The sequence below is a fragment of the Streptomyces sp. MRC013 genome, from assembly GCF_023614235.1.
Taxonomy (GTDB): Bacteria; Actinomycetota; Actinomycetes; order Streptomycetales; family Streptomycetaceae; genus Streptomyces.
The window spans coordinates 3,646,308-3,665,297 of the sequence record NZ_CP094264.1; the positions used below are offsets into that span (position 1 = coordinate 3,646,308).

The window sequence follows — 18,990 nt, forward strand, 5'->3', positions numbered from 1 at the left end:
TCCGAACGGTCGGTCAGACGGACGGCATGACGCCGAGCAGGATTCCGGCGGTGAGGACGACGTAGGCCATGAGCGTCACGGAGCCGGTGGCCAGTACGGTCGGACCCTTCGGCTGGCGGACCAGCTGGTAGGCGATCAGCCCGGGCACGATGAAGCCGAGGGTCTGGTTCGCGTACAGCAGGGGGAACTCCATCTGCAGCACGATCATCACCGTGCCCTGCAGCACCACGCCGATCAGCACGACCGTCGCGAACAGGCGCTTGCCGTAGAGGATGACGTACTTCTGCGTGAGGAGCGTGCACAGGTACGTGAGGACCGTCACGCCGAGGACCATCGCGGCACGCTGCAGGTCCTCGACGAGGGTGAGGGCGAGCCAGCCCGGGGTGATCATGCCGCCCGGCGACAGGTTGGTCGTCAGGTAGCAGACCAGCGAGAACAGCAACCCGAGCGCGATGCCTATCGCGGCGATCTCGGGGGTGAGGACGGCGGGGATCAACGGTGCTCTTCTCCTGAGCCGGGCCACGCGTCGGCGTGCTGGTGCTGCCGCGGCACGTGTGGCTGCTGGTAGTGGGACTCGTAGGCCGGTGAGTAGTCGGCGAAGGGGTCGAGGTGGGGCGTGTACGGTTCCGCCGGGCCTTCGGCCGGCTCGGCGCCGCTCTCCCGGGCGTCGTCCGGCTCCTCGTCCGGGGGAAGCTCCGCGAGGTGCTCCAGCAGGTGCTCGCCCTGCCCGTGGATGTTGCCGATGGCGACGAGCGACGAGTCGGGCCCGAGGTGCCCGAGCAACCGGGCCATGAACTCCTCGGGGTCGCGCCGGTCGCCGCCCAGGTCGATCGCGCGGGAACGCCACTCGGCGGGGATCGCGTCGATCGCGCTCTTGGCGGGGTGCCCGATCACGAACACCGCGTCCGGTTCGAGCTGCGGGACGATCTCACCCATCTGGCCGTTGCGCTCGACCCGGTCGGGACGGCAGTTGATCACCACGTTCAGCGGGCGGTGGATCGCGCCCAGGCCGAGCAGCTGGTTGATGTTCATCAGCGTCGACTCCGGGTCGTTCGCCGCGAAGACGTTCGCGAACCGCAGCCGCTTGCCGTCGGGGGTGCGGTACCGCTCGACGGAGAGCACGCCCGGGTCCGGCGGGGCGTCGTACATGCCCCGCAGGGCGGTCGCGCGGTCCACGCCGAGCAGTTCGGCGACGGTCAGCGCGATGGCCACGTTCTCCTTGAAGGTGAACCAGCTGAAGCCGCGCAGCTCCTCGTCGGTCACGCTCTCGGGGTCGGCGTACACCAGCCGGCAGTCCCTGGCGTCGGCCTCCTCCTGGAGGATGTGGAACCGGTCCTTCTCGGCGGTCACGCAGACGCCGCCCTCCGGCATGGAGCGGGACAGCGAGCGGGCGACGTCGTCGAGCGTGGGGCCCATCTCGGCCAGGTGGTCCTCGCGGACGTTGCAGAGGACGCCGATGGTGGAGCGGATCAGCTTGGACTGGTTGATCTCCTGGAGGGCCGGCATGACGGCCATGCACTCGATCACCAGGGCGTCCGGCCGGTACGCGGCGGCCCTGCGGACGATCCCGATCTGCTCGACGACGTTGGCGATGCCGAACTTGCGGTACACCGGCTCCTCGGTGGCGTCGGGGTGGATGAACCGCGCCGCGGTGCCGGTCGTCTTGGCCACGGTGGTCAGGCCGCCGCCGCGCAGCGCGCCCGCGCACAGCCGCGTGATGGAGCTCTTGCCGCGGATGCCGTTGACCAGCACCCGGGCGGGTATGCGGTCGAGGTTGGCGAAGTGGCGCCGCTGCTCGACGACTCCGGCGATCAGCAGGATCGCGCAGCACACCACCAGCACGGTGTAGAGGAAGAGCACGGTCCGTCAGGTCCTTCCGGTCAGGGGGACGCCGTCCCGTTTGCGCGTCTCCTGGAGCTGTTGGCGGATCAGCTCCAGGCTGCGGACGACGGCGCCGACCTCGTCGTGGTGGTGCGGGTACAGAACGGTGCGGCGGTCGCCGGCGGCGAGCGCCTCGGCCCTGCGGGCCAGGTCCCGCAGGGGCCGCCCCACCACGATGTGCAGCCAGCCGAGGCAGGCGGCGGCCGCGGTGAGGCCGAGCAGACCGACCAGCACGGTGCGGTTCTGCAGGGTGTACTCGGGGACGGCGAGGGCGGCGGCGGGCTTCCAGCTCACCACGGTCCAGTCGAGCGACCTCGCCGCCCCGTCGCCCGTGAACGGGGCGGCCGCGGCGATGTGGAGGCCGCCGTCGTGGTGGAGGGCCGAGCGGGGACGCGGCCTCGCGTCCTTGGCCCCGGTCTTCCGGGCGAGGGCTTCGAGGGCCTCGGAGGGCAGGTCCTGGAAGGCGCGGTAGCCGGTGTTCCCGCCCAGTACCCGCTGCTCGGCGTCGACCACCCGCACCTCGCCGAGGCCGGGCCTCCGGAGCAGCGCGTTGACGAAGTCGATCCGGAACTCGCCCACCACGGTGGCACCCCGCCGGCCGGGCACCTCGGCGTAGCCGACGACGACCGGCTCCTCGCCCGTGTCGTCGAGGAGGGCGATCGCCTCCTTCCCCGGGCCCTCGCCGGCCGGGCGGTGCGGGTCCCCGCCGGCGCGGGCGAGGAGCCGGCCGTCGACGTCGAGGACGTAGACCGACCGGTAGCGCGAGTGCTCCCGCGCGGTCCGGTCGAGGGCCTCGGTCATCTGCTCCGGCGTCGTGCGGTCACCGATCAGCGAGGCCACCGACTCCAGGTCGGCGTGCCCCTCGTTGAGCGCCCGCCGGACCCGGTCGGCCAGGGTCTCGGTGCGTTCGCGCTGGTCCTCGACGAGCTGCTTCGGTACGGCGGCCTCGCCGTCGGCGCGGTTGACGAGCAGCGCCAGCGGGGCGGACCACAGGAGGATGAGCGCCGCGGACACGCACACCAGGCCGCGGACCCCGACGCGGCGGAGCCGTCCGGCGGCCGCGGTGGTGCCGTCGGTGTCGCGGGGCTCGCCGAGGAGTTGGCGCCTCAGCCGCTCCAGCGCCTCGCCGATCCGCGCCGCCTCCCCGTACGCGGGTACGCTCACCGGCCGCTGGAGGTCGCCCCGGGTGAGCCGGCGGCTCTCCAGGAAGAGCCGGATCAGCGGACGCTGCACGAGACCCAGCAGCAGGGCCACGGCGAGCCCGCCGATCGCCAGCAGGGCTCCGGCCGCGACGACGCCCAGGAGGGAGTCCCTCTCGCGCGAGGGCTCCTCGGGGACGTCCACCATGGCGACGACCGTCAGGCCGAGGCCGCTGGCGACGGTGCTCCCGCCGGGCCGGGGCGCGGCGAGCGTGGCGTAGCCGGCCGCGGTCCGGTCGCCGCCGCGTGCACCGCCGACCAGGCTCCCGCTGACTCCGGGGAAACCCCCGGCACCGGGCTCCTTGGCCTGGAGGGGGTGCTGCTCCGCCTTCACGGCGGCGATCTCGGCGAAGGCCTCCAGCTGTTCCCGGGCGCGCTCGGCCTTCTCGCGCTGCGCACGCGACGGGGACCGTCCGGGCTTGGGAAGGCCGTCGCTGCTGAGAACGGTGCCTTCCGGGTCGAGCACGGCGATGGCCCGCGACCTGCCGAGGTTGATGCCGGGGAAGCGGAGGTTCCTGGAGGCGACGAGGAGCTGCTGCGGCTGCCCGCTCCAGGAGAGCAGGGCGAGGGAGAGCAGACGGGTCTCGCCGTTCGCGAGGCGCACCATGCGCGAGTCGAGCCCGCCCGGCTCCGACAGCTTGCTCCGGTCGATCGCCGTCAGCGGCACGTTCTCGCCGCGTGCCGCGAGGAGCCTGCCGGATCGGATCTCGATGACGGCCGTGCCGTGCCACTTCTGGTAGACACTGCCGATCCTGTCGAGGACCGAGTCGGCCGAGACCGGGGGACCCGCGTTGAGGAGCGCGGCCGCGCGGTCGAGGTCGGTCACGCTCTCGTCGAGCGAGGCGCGCATCGCGACGGCACCGTCCTCGGCGAAGTGCTGCTGGGAGGTGAGCACCGCCTCGGGGATCGCGTCGTGACCGACTCTGCCGAGGCTGAGGGCGGTGAGGGCCGTCAGCGAGAGCAGGAGGGCCGACAGGACGGCGATGGGCGGGCGTATGCCGCCGAGCAGCGACATGTCGGCCCTGCGGCGGGCCCTGTGCCGCCGCTTCGTCCCCGGAGCTGCCACGGGTATGTGTTCCTCTCCTGTTGTGCGTGGGCGGTGCGTGCGGGTCCGGCGCGTGAGCGCGGACGGGGAGCAGCACCGGAATCCGAGGACCGGTACCGCCGCCGCATGGTCGTACGGTGGTCCGGATCCGTGACCGGAGGATCTCCGAGGGGTGGTTCAGCGCCTCCGGACCGCTTCCGGATGATGCCGGGGACGATACGTGTGACACGGCGTCAAGTGACCGTGAAGTTCAGGGGAGAGATCGTGAACCACGCTGTTATTGTCATACAGCGATGACCGACGTTCGCACCAAAAACCCGAAGTTCATCGGGAAGTTCCTGGTCACGGTCGTAGCCGTGGCGACCGTGGCCAACATCACGTCGTGCGGCGGGTCGCGGTCCGAGCCGGTGGAGCCCTCCGCGGGGCCCGAGCGGCACTCCGTCGACCTCGGGGACCACGTCTCCGCGTTCACCGGCGGGCTCGGCCCGCGGGGTGGATACCGCGAGCCGGTTCGCGGGGAGCGCCGGACGGTGGCGGAAGGCGTCGGCCTGTTCCTCGACGGCCGCCGCGCCGAAGCCGGGCGGCACCTCGCCGGCGTCGGCTTCCGCGTCCGCACGCTGACCGACCGGGCCACCGGCCGACGGTACGCCGAGATCGCCGACGCCACGGAGGCGCGTGCCGCGACACGCGGGTGGGGGCGGGTCTACGTCGACCTCGGCTCCCCCTCCCGGTGGTCGGTGCAGGTCCCCCATCCGGTCGCCGACACGGACAGCGAGGACGTCGGCGTCGCGATGCTGCGCGGTACGCCGGGAGGGGTCCTGGTGCTGGCGGGAGCGCACCGCGAGGCCGGCCGCGGGGACGCGGCCGACGTCTCGCACCGCCGGGACACGGTCTTCCACGCGGTGTGCGACGAGTTGCTGAAGCGGGGACTCCCGGGCATCCAGGTGCACGGGTTCGACGACGCCACCGCCCCCGGGTACGACGCGATCGTCTCGACCGGCTCGGGGACACGGGGGAGGGCGGCGGGCCGAGCCATGTCCGACGCCCTGCGGGACCGGGGCTTCGACCCCTGTCGCGCCTGGAGCCGGAAGTGCCCGCTGGAAGGCCGGACCAACGTGCAGGGCCGTGCCGCGGACAAGGCCGGAGTGCCCTTCCTGCACGTGGAGTTCAGCCGGAGCGTCCGCGAGAGCGGGAGAAGCGTCTCGCGGGTCGCGGAGGCCGCGGGAGCGGCCACGAGGGTGTGGGCCGCGGACTGAGGAGCCGGCGCCCCGCGTCCCGGCGGCCCGCCACCACGCGACTTTCCGCCGCCGGTACGGCCTTCGGGCCGGGCGGCGGTCCCACAGAGGGGGTTCGGACACGAACCCCCACGGACACGGGAGGTACCCGATGAGACCCCGTCCCCGCCGCGCGGCTGCCGCGGCCCTGTGCACCGCCGCGGTTCTCGGCGTGACCGGGCTGACCCCCGGCACGGCGGCCGCCGCCCCGGCCCCCGAAGGCGGTGCCCGGGCGGACTTCGACGGCGACGGTTACGCCGACATCGCCGTCAGCGCGCCCACGGCCACCGTCGACGGCCTCAAGCGGGCCGGAGCCGTCACCGTCCTGTACGGCTCCGCCGACGGGTACGCCACCACGAACAGCGCGACGGTGTCGCAGGCCGGCCCGGGCGTGCCGGGCGACCCGACCGCCGAGCGGCGCTGGGGGTACCTCGGCGGCGACGGCGATCTGGACGGGGACGGACACGACGACCTGATCGTCCGCTCGGGCCAGGGCTGGACGGTCCTGTGGGGCGGCGCCGAGGGGCTGGCCGGCGGTGCCGAGCTGCCCGCCGGCCGGGGCACCGCGGATTCCCCGAGGCTCTACAACAACAGCGCGGGGGTCGGCGACGTCGACGGCGACGGCACGGCGGACGTCGTCGCCGTCGCCGAGGTGGGCGGCCGGTACGGCCTGGCCGTCTTCCACGGCCCGGTGAGCCGTACGGGCGCCCCCCGGAAGACGGTGTTCCGCGACACCGCCGCCGTGGACGGCGGCTACTCGCCGAGCACGGTGTCGGTGGGCGACATGACGGGCGACGGAGTGGCCGACGTGGTGACCGGCGGCACCACGCAGCCCGACCACGTCCCGTCGGGGCTGCTCTACGCGGGCTCCGCCGCGGGCCTGACCCGCGGCGGAGCCGTCAAGCGGGACTGGAGCGGAGCGTTCGGCGACCTCAACGGCGACGGCTACCAGGACTTCGTCGGCGGCGACGGCGACGCGACGGCCCAGGCCCCCGGCGGGGCGGTCCACGTCACCTACGGCGGACCCGGCGGCGTGAGCGGGACCCTCGCACCGCGCACCTACACCCAGGCGACCGCCGGGGTGCCGGGGACGGACGAGAAGGGCGACCGGTTCGGCGACAGCGTCGCCCTCGGCGACACCGACGGCGACGGGTACGCGGACCTCGTCGTCGGGGCGCCGGGGGAGACCGGTGCCGACACCGCGGCCACCGGCGGGGCCGGGGCGATCACCGTCCTGCGGGGCGGCCCCGACGGCGTCACCACCGCGGGCGCCCGGTCGCTCACCCAGAACACCCGGGGCGTGCCCAGCACGTCGGAGGCGTCGGACCACTTCGGCTCGGCCGTCCTCGTGACCGACGGCCGCGGCGGCGGCGCACCCGAGGTCTTCGTCGGCGGCAACGGCGAGGACGGCTGGCTGGGCCGGGTCTGGCGGCTCCCCGCGACGACGGCCGGGGTCACCGGAGCCGGCAGCACCAGCTTCAACGGCGAGGACCTCCCCGGTGTGTCCGGAGCCGCGCACATCGGTGAGCAGTTCGGCCGCTGAGCCCGCCCCGTCCGTCCCGGCGGCCGCGGTCCGCACCGGCCCCGCGAGCGGCGGGGTCGCGGCTCCGGGGCCGGGACTCCGGGGCCGCTCGGACCGCCCGCACGAAGGCGTCGCGGCACGGGACGGAGGCCGCCCGGGGGATCCGGGCGGCCTCCGCGCCTGCGCGGGGAGCCGGGGTTCGCACCCGGGCCGTACCCGGTGGTGGCGCCCGCCCCGACGAGGGGGCCGCGACGCACCCCTCGCGGGCGCCCCGGGGCCGCGGACGGTTCCGGAGGGGCGGGCGGAGACTCCGGGCGCGGCGGCCGCCCGGCGCGTCCGCCCGCGCCCCGCGCGGACACGGCGGGGGAGGGCCGGGCCGCGGCGGCCGGTCGATCCGCCCGCCGCCCGCCTCAGGTCGGCTCGACGATGTCGGCGGTCCCGGCGGCGCGGTTGGCCAGACCCCGCGGCGGTGCCTTGACGCCCACGATGACGTCGCTGACCTCGATGTACCTGCCCTTGGCCCCCATGCGGAAGTCGGTCGCGGCGGCGTGGATCTCCTCCAGGGAGTCGGCCTCGACGAGGGTGATCTGGTCGTACTTCCCGTTGAGCCCCGAGGTCACGACGTGGGTCAACTGCTTGGTCCACTTGGAGAGGTCCCGCGCGTGGGCGGCCGAGACCTCGTGGATCTTCTCCCTGCCCAGTTCGAAGTAGGCGGGGTCGATGTGCATGAAGAGCAGTCCGATGTACTTGTTGCGATCCGCCAGTTGATGCACGGGGGCTCCCTTCCAGCCTGCTGCGAGGCGATACAGGTGAATGCGGATGAATGGGGGTGAGGTGATCGAATGATCCGATCTGATGTTCCCGGGCTCCCCGGAGCGGTAATCCCGGCCTCACCCCTGCGAGTGAAGGCCGGGCGGACCGGCGCTGCGCGGCCGGGCGCGTACCGCCGCGCCCCGCGGGCCGGGCCTCCCGGGGCCCGGCCGCTGTCGGAGGGGGCCGGTAACGTCGGGGCATGGCGCAGACGGCGGTGGTGGAAGGCGTCCTCGAGCGGATCACGTACAGCAACGAGGAGAACGGGTACACGGTCGCCCGGGTCGACACCGGGCGCGGCGGCGGCGAACTGCTCACCGTGGTCGGCTCGCTGCTCGGCGCACAGCCCGGCGAGTCGCTGCGGATGGAGGGCCGCTGGGGCTCCCACCCGCAGTACGGGCGGCAGTTCACCGTCGAGAACTACACGACGGTCCTGCCGGCGACGATCCAGGGCATCCGCCGCTACCTGGGCTCGGGGCTGATCAAGGGCATCGGCCCGCGGATCGCCGACCGGATCGTGGAGCACTTCGGCACGGACACGCTCGACGTCATCGAGCGGGAGCCGGAGCGGCTCGTCGAGGTGCCGGGCCTCGGACCGAAGCGGACGCGGATGATCGGCGCCGCCTGGGAGGAGCAGAAGGCCATCAAGGAGGTCATGGTCTTCCTCCAGGGCGTCGGCGTGTCCACCTCGATCGCGGTGCGGATCTACAAGAAGTACGGCGACGCGTCGATCTCCGTCGTACGGAACCAGCCGTACCGGCTCGCCGCCGACGTGTGGGGCATCGGCTTCCTCACCGCCGACCGCATCGCCCAGGCCGTCGGCATACCCCACGACAGCCCCGACCGGGTCAAGGCCGGGCTGCGCCACGCCCTGTCCCAGTCGGCCGACCAGGGGCACTGCTTCCTCCCCGAGGAGCGGCTCATCGCGGACTCGGTGAAGCTCCTCCAGGTCGACACGGGCCTCGTCATCGACTGCCTCGCGGAGCTGGCGGCGGACGAGGAGGAGGGCGGCGTCGTGCGGGAGCGGGTGCCCGGTCCGGACGGGGGAGCCGGTCACGGCCGTGTACCTGCTGCCCTTCCACCGCGCGGAGGTGTCCCTCGCCGCGCAGCTCGGGCGGCTGATGCGGGCCGGGGAGGACCGCATGGCCGCCTTCCGGGACGTCGCCTGGGACAAGGCCCTGGCCTGGCTCGCGGACCGCACGGGGGCGGAGCTGGCGCCCGAGCAGGAGGCGGCCGTGCGGCTCGCCCTGACCCGGAAGGTCGCGGTACTGACCGGCGGGCCCGGCTGCGGAAAGTCCTTCACGGTGCGCTCGGTGGTGGAACTGGCCCGCGCCAAGAGGGCGAAGGTCCTGCTGGCCGCGCCGACGGGCCGGGCGGCCAAGCGGCTCGCGGAGCTGACGGGCGCCGAGGCGTCGACGGTTCACCGGCTGCTGGAGCTGAAGCCGGGCGGGGACGCGGCGTACGACCGGGACCGGCCGCTCGACGCGGACCTCGTGGTGGTCGACGAGGCCTCGATGCTCGACCTGCTGCTGGCGAACAAGCTGGTCAAGGCGGTCGCGCCGGGCGCCCACCTGCTGCTGGTGGGGGACGTGGACCAGCTGCCGAGCGTCGGCGCGGGGGAGGTGCTGGGCGACCTGCTGGCGCCGGGCGGCCCCGTGCCGTCGGTGCGGCTCACGCGGATCTTCCGCCAGGCGCAGAAGTCCGGGGTCGTCACCAACGCACACCGGATCAACGCCGGTGAACCCCCGGTGACCAGCGGCCTGCCGGACTTCTTCCTGTTCGCGACGGAGGACACCGAGGAGGCCGGACGGCTCGCGGTCGACGTGGCCGCCCGCCGCGTCCCGGCGAGGTTCGGCCTCGACCCGCGCCGGGACGTGCAGGTCCTGGCGCCCATGCACCGCGGTCCGGCCGGCGCGGGCACGCTCAACGGGCTCCTCCAGCAGGCCGTCACCCCGGCCCGCCCCGGGCTGCCGGAGAAGCGGTTCGGCGGCCGCGTCTTCCGCGTCGGGGACAAGGTCACCCAGGTCCGCAACAACTACGAGAAGGGCGAGAACGGGGTCTTCAACGGCACGGTGGGGGTGGTCACCGCCCTCGACCCGGAGGAGCAGCGGCTGACGGTGCTCACGGACGAGGACGAGGAGGTGGGGTACGACTTCGACGAACTCGACGAGCTGGCCCACGCGTACGCAGTGACGATCCACCGCTCGCAGGGCAGCGAGTACCCGGCCGTCGTGATCCCCGTCACCACGGGCGCCTGGACCATGCTCCAGCGCAACCTGCTCTACACGGCCGTCACCCGGGCCCGGAAGCTGGTCGTCCTCGTCGGCTCCCGCAGGGCGATCGGCCAGGCCGTCCGGACGGTCTCCGCCGGCCGCCGCTTCACCGCGCTCGACCACCGGCTGGCGGGGGGAGGGGCCGCGGCGGCCGCCGCAGGGCTTTCGGAACCGGGGTGAAGGGGGCAGGATGAGCAGGTTGGCGGCACTCAGTGCCGCCGGTGAGCCCAATGGTCGACCCCGAGTGCACTCTGCTGAGCCAGATGGGGGATGGTAGAGGCAGTCAGGGCACCTCGAAGAAGAGGCACAACGTCGGTGAGGGATGACGTGAGCGACAACTCTGTAGTACTGCGGTACGCGGACGGCGAGTACACCTACCCGGTGGTCGAGAGCACCGTCGGCGACAAGGGCTTCGACATCGGCAAGCTCCGCTCGCAGACGGGTCTGGTGACCCTGGACAGCGGCTACGGCAACACGGCCGCCTACAAGTCCGCGATCACCTACCTCGACGGCGAGCAGGGCATCCTGCGCTACCGCGGCTACCCGATCGAGCAGCTCGCCGAGCGCTCCACCTTCCTTGAGGTGGCGTACCTGCTGATCAACGGCGAGCTGCCGAGGGCCGACCAGCTGGCGGCCTTCACCACCGAGATCACGCAGCACACGCTGCTGCACGAGGACGTCAAACGGTTCTTCGACGGCTTCCCGCGCGACGCGCACCCGATGGCGATGCTGTCGTCCGTGGTCAGCGCGCTGTCGACGTTCTACCAGGACAGCCACAACCCGTTCGACGAGAAGCAGCGCCACCTGTCGACGATCCGGCTGCTGGCGAAGCTGCCGACGATCGCGGCGTACGCGTACAAGAAGTCGATCGGCCACCCGTTCGTCTACCCGCGCAACGACCTGTCGTACGTCGAGAACTTCCTGCGCATGACGTTCTCCGTGCCGGCGCAGGAGTACGAGCTGGACCCGGTCGTCGTCTCGGCCCTCGACAAGCTGCTGATCCTCCACGCGGACCACGAGCAGAACTGCTCGACGTCCACGGTCCGCCTGGTCGGCTCGTCGCAGGCGAACATGTTCGCGTCGATCTCCGCGGGCATCTCGGCCCTGTGGGGTCCGCTGCACGGCGGCGCCAACCAGTCGGTGCTGGAGATGCTCCAGGGCATCCAGGCCAACGGCGGCGACGTCGACTCCTTCATCCGCAAGGTGAAGAACAAGGAGGACGGCGTCCGCCTGATGGGCTTCGGCCACCGCGTCTACAAGAGCTTCGACCCCCGGGCGAAGATCATCAAGGCGGCGGCGCACGACGTCCTCTCGGCACTCGGCAAGAGCGACGAGCTGCTGGACATCGCGCTGAAGCTGGAGGAGCACGCGCTCGCCGACGAGTACTTCGTCTCGCGCAACCTCTACCCGAACGTCGACTTCTACACGGGCCTGATCTACCGCGCCATGGGCTTCCCGACGGAGATGTTCACGGTGCTGTTCGCCCTCGGCCGCCTGCCGGGCTGGATCGCCCAGTGGCACGAGATGATCAAGGAGCCGGGCTCCCGCATCGGCCGCCCGCGCCAGATCTACACCGGCGAGGTCCTGCGCGACTTCGTCCCGGTCGAGGCCCGCTGACCCCACCGGTCACCGCCCGGAGCGTGAAAGCGCCCCGCTCGCCGATCCCCCCACGGGTCGGCGGGCGGGGCGCTTCCGCATCCCCGGTGCGGATTCCCCCCACGGGATCCGGACCGGGCATCTGCCGGTCCCCGGCAGAGGCTCGCGCAGGCGATCTGCCGGGGTACGTACGGACGGGAGGGCCGCTCAAAGCTCCCCGGCGCACGTGCCCCGGCCAACGCTTGCCCGGGACGTCCCCCAAGACATCCCGTGAACGTCCCCCAAGACGTTCGCGGCATCGTCCATTTAGACCCACGAGCTGGCCAAATGGTTACCCCTCAATATCTGTGATCTAGGTCTCTTTGTGAAGGTCCGGTACGTCACGTGACGGTGAATTCGCGTGAACACCCGCTCCGGTCCGGCGGACGGGCGGGCCGTATCGGTGGGTCTGTCACGGTACGGCCCGCCCGGGTGCCGCGGTCGGCGTTCAGGCGGCCGCGCCGACCAGTTCGTAGCCGGCCTCGTCCACGGCGGCGCGGACGGCCTCCTCGTCGAGCGGCGCGCCGGAGGTGACCGTCACCCTGCCGGTGGCCGCCACGGCCTGGACCGAGGTGACGCCCGGGAGGGCGGACAGCTCCTGCGCGACGGCGCCCTCGCAGTGCCCGCAGGTCATGCCCTTGACCTCGTACACGGTGGTGACGTCGGCGTTCGTCTCGGCGCTCATGGTGCTTCTCCTCTGGGTGCGGGGGCGGGGCGGTGCCCTGTTGCGATCACCACTGTATACCCCCTGGGGGTACTGGTTCCACTCCTGCTCGGCGCCCGGTCCGCCCGTACGGCGGAGCACCGGCCGGACCGGGCCGCCCCGCGCCCCGTGTCGCGGCGCGCCCGCCGTCCACCTCCTCCCGGGCGGGGCCAGCGCGCTCGCGGACGCGCGGGCGGGCCGGGGCGGGAGCGTTCGAAGGCGGGGCGGGGGCCGGAGGCGTACCGCGGTACGGGGCGCGGCGGGGCCCCGGCGGGGCGCGGCCGGATCAGCCGCCGCGGGAGCGGTTGCCCGGGCGGTTGGCCACCCAGGTGCGGATCGTGTCCGCGTACCAGTAGGGCTTGCCCGCCTCCACGTGGTCGGGGCGCGGCAGGAGGCCGTGCTTGCGGTACGAGCGGACGGTGTCCGGCTGCACCCGGATGTGCGCCGCGATCTCCTTGTACGACCAGAGCCCTCGGTCCGTCATCTGGATGGCACCTCCCCGTGCACGCCGCGGCGCGGCCCGGGAGGGCCGTCGGAGGAGCCGCGGCGCGGACTGATGATCACCAACCCTGTGCCCGGTCAACGACGCAGAGTGACCGTTCGGATGCGTCGTTGAACGGCTGTGACCGTGCGGCCATCTTCCGGTGACGTATGTGACGTCCGCGGAACGCCCGCGACCGTCGGGCGACGGTCCCGCACCCGTCCGCGGACACCTCCGGGAGGAGGTCCGCCGGAGCTCGGGGGCACGCCCGGGCGCGAGCCCGGCGGCGGTGCGGGGGCGCGGCCGTGGGCGACGGCCCCGCACCGCCACCGGGGCCTTCCGGAGCGCGGGGCCGGCACCGGTACGGACCCCCTCACCGGCCCCCGCCGGAGGCGGCGGCGGGGGCCGGTGACGGGGTCCCGGAACGCCCGGGTCCACTCGGCGCTCTCCGCGCCCGCCGGGCTCAGCCCTCCGCCGGCGCGCCCGGTCCGGCCGGTCGGCCCGCGGCGATCCCGGCTTCGACGTCGGCGAGGTGGGCGGCGAGGATCTCCTCGAACGCGGCACGGCGGTCCGCCCCGAGGGGGCGGACGTCGCGGGCGAAGCGGGCCAGGGCCGGGAAGCGCTCGGGGTCGGCGCCCAGGACCGCCACGCGGAACAGCTCCATGCCCTGTTCGTGCTCGGCGGGCTTGACGGTGCCGAACCCGGCCTCGGCGGAGACCAGTGCGGAGAGGAGGACCGTGAGCCGGTGGTAGCGCGCCGGGATCTCCTCCTCGGGGAGTCCCGACGCGCTCAGGGCCTGCAGCACCTCTTCCATGACCAGCCGGGAACCAGTGCCGCTCGACGCGTAGCGCCCCCAGACCGCGGCGAGCTGGGGCTGCTGCACGAAGAACTCCCTCACCCGCAGGGCCAGGGAGGTGATGCGCTGCTTCCAGTCGCCCTCGGGGCGGTAGCCGTCCATCGCGGCCAGGAGGATCCGGTCGGCCACCGCGCGCAGCAGTTCGGTCTTGCTGCGGAAGTGCCGGTAGAGGCTGGAGGAGTCGGTCCCGAGGGTCGCGGCCAGCCTGCGCACGCTGAACGAGTCCGCGTCGCCCGTGCGCAGCAGCTCCGCCGTCGCATCCAGGATCTCTTCGGTCGACCAACGCCTTCGGCCCGTCATCCCGCTCCTCTCACCGGATTCCAGCCTACTTGTGCACTCGCTGTTGCACGCACCGCGTGCATAATGTGGGCACGGGCGTGCCGGACGGGCCGGCACGCCGCTCGCGCCCCGGTGCCCGGGGCGGGCGACGGAAGCGGGGTCCGCCCCGGGCGCCACGAAAGGACGCATGACGTGAAGAGCCCACTGGATTCCGCGGCGCTGGACGCGGCCCTGGAGAACGTCCACCGCGCCGGGATGCCGGGCCTGTTCGCCGAGGTGCGGGAGGGCGGCCGGGTGTGGCGCGGCGCCGCCGGGGTCGCCGACGTCGACACCGGCCGCCCCGTCACCGCCGGCATGCGGCACCGGGTCGGCAGCGTCACCAAGACCTTCACCGCCGCCGCCGTCCTGCGGCAGGTCGAGAACGGCCGGATCGGCCTCGACACGCCGATCGGCCGCTACCTCCCGGGACTGGTCCCCGGGGCGCGCGGCGACGCGATCACGGTCCGCATGCTGATCAACCACACCAGCGGCCTCGCCGAGTACCTCTCCCCACGCCTACCCCTCCCTGAAGGCGTACCCCGTCCTCGCGGACACCGGGCCCCAGAGCCTGGACGACCACCGGTTCACGCGGTTCGACCCCGACGAGCTGATCGGGATGGGGGTCGCCGCGCCCGCCGTCGGCACCCCGGGCGGCACTCCGGGGGTGTACTCCAACACCAACTACCTGATCCTCGTCCGGCTCCTGGAGGAGGTGACCGGCGTTCCGGCCGAGCGCTGCATCACCCGCGACGTCATCGAGCGCGCCGGGCTCCGGGACACCGGGTTCCCCACCGGGCCGTGCGTCGAAGGGCCGCACTCGCGGCTCTACGAGGCGTGGTTCGGCATGATCGACCCGCCGCGCGACTACAGCGTGTACGACATGTCGTGGGTGGGGCCGTCCGCCTCGCTGATATCGACCGTCACGGACCTCAACCGCTTCTTCGGCCGGCTGCTGGCCGGGGAGGTCGTCGGCCGTTCCTCGCTGGCGCAGATGCAGCGCACCGTCCGGGTCGTCTCCCAGGAGGGGAGGACCACCGAGTACGGCCTCGGCCTCCACCCGGTGGAGGGCCCCGGCCGGGGCGTCTTCTGGGGTCACGGGGGCACGGTCTGGGGCGGCGGAACGCTGACCGCGACCCGTGCCGACGGCGGGCGGCAGATGTCCGTCGCGGTGAACCTGCAGCGGTGGAACAGGCTCGACCCCTCCGGCAGGCCGCAGCCCCACCCCATCGACGAGGCGCTCGCGGCCCTGTACCGCGTGGCGATGTACGGCTGACCCGGCGGGGGCCGCGGGCGGGCCGTCGCCGGCGGGTGGGCACCACCCCGTCCCGCGGCGGCCTCGGGGCGGCGAGGCCCCCGGTCCGCCCGGACCACGGCGCACCCCGCCCCGGACGCGGTCGGTGAGACGGCGTCCGGGGCGGGGCCGGCCGCCCCGCGGCCACGCCGCGCGGGGCGAGGGCCGGGCGACGCCGCGCGCGGCGTGGCCGGACCCGCGGGGCGAGGGCCGCAGACCGGATCAGGCGTGGAAACCGAGGTCCGCCACGAAGGCGAAGTCGCGTGCCCTGTTGAGCAGCCGGGTCACGACGAAGTCGTCGTACAGCCCCGGCGGCACCTCGGTGTCGACGCGCACGCGCACACTGATGAAGACGGGCGCCGACTGGTCCGGCAGGGTGAGGACGATTTCCTTGCGGTTGTCGTCCGCGCTTTCCAGACGCGCCGTCGCGAGCACCACTTCCGTGAAGTGATTCGGCTCACCGGGGTCGGGCAGGAATTGCGTGACGGTGATCAGGTGGCCCGGATAGCCGGTGTACGTCTCCGCGTTCTGCGTTACCAGGACCAGCTTCGTGGTGTTCGGACCGCTCGGATCGGTCTTCCGGAGGGTGACGGGAAGTTCCATGGCCAGCCCGGAGTATTCGGCGTCACCGAATACGCCCGGCTCGTCGCCCAGATGGATTCGCCCTTGCCACACGAGTTCCGACTTGCTGCTGCGCATGGACAACCTTTCCCAGATCGAAGCGGCGATTCCTGCCACCTGCGCACAGGCTAGCGGTGACCGGGACAGGCGGGGCGGAAGCGCCCGGTGCGCCACCGGAACGTTTCGCATTCACGAGCACCGACGATGAAGGCGATCATCCGAAAATCCATCGGCCCCACTCCGGCACCGGAAACCAGAGAAGGTCGCCGCGCCCCGTCGTCGCGGATCCTGATTCCGCGACGGTCGGCAGCGTAGGCGATCCGCCGGAGGTGGACAACCGTGCGTGCGGCCGATTCGGCAGGGGCGGAGGAGAGCCGTGTGATTACCGGAACCGGATGGGGTGGAGGAGTTCTGCGTATTTCGCGGCGTGCGATCACCCGGGAGATGTGCTTTACTCCCGAAAAGGCATCGGGGCGGTGAAATCGCCGCCGAGTTCCACGTGCGAGTGATCTCCGGCGTGCGGACCGGCCCGGCCGTCCGCCGTCCCGCGCCGGCGGGGCCGTACGGCTCCGGGCACGAGGCGGGTCCACCGGTGGGCGGCCGCCGGCGGAGTGCGGCCCTCCGCCGCCGGGCCCCACGGCCGCCCCGGGCGCCGGGTCCGTCCCCCCGCACCGTGGCGGTGACGGGTGCGCCGGACCGGCGCGGGTTCGAAACCGGGGGACGGAGGGACGCCCGCCCCTCCCGGGGCGGGCGAACGACAGGGCGGCGCGCGGTCTACCACTGTGGGGAAGCGGATGAGGAGCGGCAACCTGCACTACCGGGCCGAGGAGGTCGGCGACGCGCTCGGGCTTCCGGGAGCCGGCATCCTGGCGTGGCTCACCGACGACCAGCTCCATCCGCCGATGCTGGACGACGAGGAGATGTGGCGGGACGGCGACCGGTGGGGTCCGGGAGCCCGGGAGTACGTCTCGGAACTCGCCCTGCTCGCGGGCGTCCGGCCCGGCACCCGCGTCCTGGACGTCGGCTGCGGGCTCTGCGGCCCGGCGCGGCTCCTCGTCGACCGCTTCGAGGCGACCGTGACCGCCATCAGCAACAGCGGCACGCACGTGGCGACCAGCCGCACGCTCAACGACCGCTCCCCCCGCCACCGCGGCAGCATCTCCGTGCACTACGTCGACGGGCCCGGGACGTGGCCGGACCGGCCCGTCGACGTGGCCTGGAGCCTCAACATGCTCTACCAGGTCCCGGACCACCGGGAGATGTACGGGCGAGTGAGCGATCTGCTGGTGCCCGCGGGCCGCCTCCTGATGGACGACTGGATGGCCACGGACCTGATGACCGAGAGCGACCTGCGGAGTTTCGGCCATCACTTCCAGTACCGGAACCTCGCCAGGATCTCACGGGTCGAGTCGGAGCTCGTGGACGCCGGCTTCTACCCCGCCGTCCACGTCGTCGACCGCGGAGAGGTGGGGCGGGGGCCCATGCGGCGGCACTTCGAACCGGTCATGACGAGCCACTTCCTGCCCCGGCTGCTGGCGAGGTGGCCGGACGGCGACGGTGCGGGCGTCAGCGGTCGGCGGATGGTCCGGGACTTCCTCGACGCCGTGAACCTGACGCTGGACCTGTACTCCTCCGGGAAGCTGACCTACCGGACGGTCGTCGCGGTCAAGCGGTGACCCGTCCGAGGGCGGGCCGGCGACGCATCCCGGCCGCCCGGCCCCCGGCCGCCCGGCCCCCGGCCGCCCGGCCCCCGGCCTCCGGTCGCGCCCGTCCGCCCCCTCGGCCGCAGGCCGACCGTCCGCCCGCACACGCCGGCGGGGCCGGACCGGAAGCGCTCCGGATCAACAGGCGAGACGGTGTCCGAAACTCTCCCCCGGTGTCCTGTCGAGGACGATCCGGGTGCTCTCCTCCGCCTCTTCCCGGGGAATCAGGAGGGGGCCCGGTCCGGGTGCGGCCCGGCGCTCCTCGTCCGAGGGCTGGCACTGGTTCCGGGCGTAGTGCGACCGGAAGGCGGGGGGCAGGGACCCGTAGTCGGGGAGGTACCAGAGGACGACCCCCGGGCGCTCGACCCCGGTGGTGTTCGCGTGAGTGGAGTGCAGGAGCCGCACGTCGCAGACGACGAAGTCGTGCGGCGCGAGGGGGATCTCCACCTCGTCCGCCTGCTCCTGGAACGCGGGGTGATCGGCCGGGAGTCCGTTGATCTCCTCGGTGTGCGCGGGCGGAAGGACGGAATGGAGCCTGTGGCGCCGCCTGTGCGACCCCGGGATCACCCGCAGGCATCCGTTCTCCTTACCCGAACCGGTCGGATACGTCAGCACCGAGATCTGGGCGGGCATCTCCGCGAAGGAGAGCTCGTGGTCCCAGGCCCACCAGTCCTGGTGCCACCACAGCCTCGGCGAGCGGGGCGGCTTCGAGATCAGGTAGCCGCTCAGCCACCGGAGATCCGAGGCCCCGAGCCGCCGGAGGGTGTCGGGGACCGCTCCTTCCGCGATGAGGCGGGACCACGGCTCCCGGAGCGGCGAGAGGGGCACCATGCTCCCCTGAAAGGGGAAGGCCCGGCGCTGCGGCGCGTCCAGTCCCCGCAGGAGGCCGCCGACTTCCCGAGCGGTGTGCGCGACCAGGTCCTCGGCCAGGCCGCCTCGCACGACGATGTAGCCCTCTTCGATGAATTTTTCCCTCACGCCGTGGTCTTCCACCGGGAGTGCTCCAGAATCGATGCTCGGACCGGGGGCCTGCGTCAAGCCGCCTCAGGGTGCTCAACGGCGTCGAGCCCTGCCAATCTTCCCCCATCGGTGTCGCGGCCGGGCGGACGGAGGCACCCGCGTCGGCTGAGGAGCCGCGGGGAGCCGGAGTACCGCCTCCCTGCCAGGGCCGTCGTGCGGTGCGCCCGTCCCCGGCCGGACCCCCGCCGGACCTCCGGCCGGACCCCCGCCGGCTCGTCGCGGAGCCCACGGCACCGCCCTCGCGGGTGGGCGAGCGGCGGCGGGGACCGCTCCCGGGGCCGGGTCCCGGGAGCCGGGCCGTGGCGGCGGCCGGGCCGCCGCGCGGACAGCCCCCGGCGGCGCGCCCCCACCCTCCCCC

The 18,990-nt window shown here is 73.4% G+C and carries 13 protein-coding genes and 2 pseudogenes; 6 read left to right on the forward strand and 9 right to left on the reverse strand.

Features of this window, described 5'->3' with window-relative positions:
• Nucleotides 1-13 precede the first annotated feature (13 nt).
• The 3 genes from LUW75_RS16645 to LUW75_RS16655 are packed head-to-tail and all read right to left on the reverse strand — an operon-like array spanning nt 14 to nt 4,095.
• Nucleotides 14-496, reverse strand: a complete 483-nt coding sequence (locus tag LUW75_RS16645; RefSeq protein WP_250336315.1) for a poly-gamma-glutamate biosynthesis protein PgsC/CapC — start codon at nt 494-496, stop codon at nt 14-16.
• Nucleotides 493-1,860 carry a poly-gamma-glutamate synthase PgsB gene (gene pgsB / locus LUW75_RS16650; RefSeq protein ID WP_462933746.1) on the reverse strand — a complete coding sequence of 456 codons (1,368 nt, stop codon included), beginning with the start codon at nt 1,858-1,860 and terminating at the stop codon, nt 493-495. The genes LUW75_RS16645 and pgsB overlap by 4 nt, the downstream gene beginning before the upstream one ends.
• A 6-nt stretch (nt 1,861-1,866) precedes the next feature.
• The gene (locus tag LUW75_RS16655; RefSeq protein WP_250337704.1) at nt 1,867-4,095 is read right to left on the reverse strand and encodes a cache domain-containing protein; all 2,229 of its coding nucleotides are present in this window, start codon (nt 4,093-4,095) and stop codon (nt 1,867-1,869) included.
• Between the two features lie 323 nt (nt 4,096-4,418).
• Between LUW75_RS16655 and LUW75_RS16660 the strand changes: the two genes are divergently transcribed.
• Together LUW75_RS16660 and LUW75_RS16665 are read left to right on the forward strand one after the other, a co-directional pair.
• On the forward strand, nt 4,419-5,381 hold the full coding sequence (locus LUW75_RS16660) for a hypothetical protein (protein WP_250336316.1): 963 nt from the start codon (nt 4,419-4,421) through the stop codon (nt 5,379-5,381).
• Between the two features lie 190 nt (nt 5,382-5,571).
• The gene (locus tag LUW75_RS16665; RefSeq protein WP_250336317.1) at nt 5,572-6,942 is read left to right on the forward strand and encodes an FG-GAP and VCBS repeat-containing protein; all 1,371 of its coding nucleotides are present in this window, start codon (nt 5,572-5,574) and stop codon (nt 6,940-6,942) included.
• A gap of 389 nt (nt 6,943-7,331) precedes the next feature.
• Here LUW75_RS16665 and LUW75_RS16670 read toward each other — a convergent pair whose 3' ends face one another.
• Nucleotides 7,332-7,694, reverse strand: coding sequence for a hypothetical protein (locus LUW75_RS16670; RefSeq protein ID WP_250336318.1), 363 nt, complete (start codon nt 7,692-7,694; stop codon nt 7,332-7,334).
• A gap of 239 nt (nt 7,695-7,933) precedes the next feature.
• Here LUW75_RS16670 and recD2 point away from each other — a divergent pair.
• Both recD2 and LUW75_RS16680 read left to right on the forward strand, forming a co-directional pair.
• Nucleotides 7,934-10,184: pseudogene (gene recD2, locus LUW75_RS16675) on the forward strand (SF1B family DNA helicase RecD2).
• A gap of 147 nt (nt 10,185-10,331) precedes the next feature.
• Nucleotides 10,332-11,621 (forward strand): citrate synthase, encoded by a 1,290-nt coding sequence (locus LUW75_RS16680; protein ID WP_250336319.1) that lies wholly within the window; start codon nt 10,332-10,334, stop codon nt 11,619-11,621.
• Nucleotides 11,622-12,087: 466 nt separating this feature from the next.
• Here LUW75_RS16680 and LUW75_RS16685 read toward each other — a convergent pair whose 3' ends face one another.
• From LUW75_RS16685 to LUW75_RS16695, 3 genes are all read right to left on the reverse strand, one after another.
• Nucleotides 12,088-12,324, reverse strand: coding sequence for a heavy-metal-associated domain-containing protein (locus LUW75_RS16685; RefSeq protein ID WP_250336320.1), 237 nt, complete (start codon nt 12,322-12,324; stop codon nt 12,088-12,090).
• Between the two features lie 304 nt (nt 12,325-12,628).
• Nucleotides 12,629-12,826: a helix-turn-helix transcriptional regulator gene (locus LUW75_RS16690; RefSeq protein ID WP_250336321.1), complete on the reverse strand. Its 198-nt coding sequence runs from the start codon at nt 12,824-12,826 to the stop codon at nt 12,629-12,631.
• A 460-nt stretch (nt 12,827-13,286) separates the two neighbouring features.
• Entirely contained in the window at nt 13,287-13,979 is a 693-nt protein-coding gene (locus LUW75_RS16695) for a TetR/AcrR family transcriptional regulator (protein ID WP_250336322.1), read from the reverse strand.
• Between the two features lie 171 nt (nt 13,980-14,150).
• On the opposite strand from LUW75_RS16695, the pseudogene LUW75_RS16700 reads away from it, so the two are divergent.
• Nucleotides 14,151-15,270 (forward strand): annotated as a pseudogene (locus LUW75_RS16700) (serine hydrolase domain-containing protein).
• Between the two features lie 240 nt (nt 15,271-15,510).
• Here LUW75_RS16700 and LUW75_RS16705 read toward each other — a convergent pair.
• Nucleotides 15,511-15,987 carry a hypothetical protein gene (locus tag LUW75_RS16705; protein WP_250336323.1) on the reverse strand — a complete coding sequence of 159 codons (477 nt, stop codon included), beginning with the start codon at nt 15,985-15,987 and terminating at the stop codon, nt 15,511-15,513.
• Nucleotides 15,988-16,703: 716 nt separating this feature from the next.
• On the opposite strand from LUW75_RS16705, the gene LUW75_RS16710 reads away from it, so the two are divergent.
• The gene (locus LUW75_RS16710; protein WP_250336324.1) at nt 16,704-17,585 is read left to right on the forward strand and encodes an SAM-dependent methyltransferase; all 882 of its coding nucleotides are present in this window, start codon (nt 16,704-16,706) and stop codon (nt 17,583-17,585) included.
• A 165-nt stretch (nt 17,586-17,750) separates the two neighbouring features.
• Here the strand turns inward: LUW75_RS16710 and LUW75_RS16715 are convergent, their stop codons facing one another.
• Nucleotides 17,751-18,590 carry a phytanoyl-CoA dioxygenase family protein gene (locus LUW75_RS16715; protein ID WP_250336325.1) on the reverse strand — a complete coding sequence of 280 codons (840 nt, stop codon included), beginning with the start codon at nt 18,588-18,590 and terminating at the stop codon, nt 17,751-17,753.
• Nucleotides 18,591-18,990: the final 400 nt, after the last annotated feature.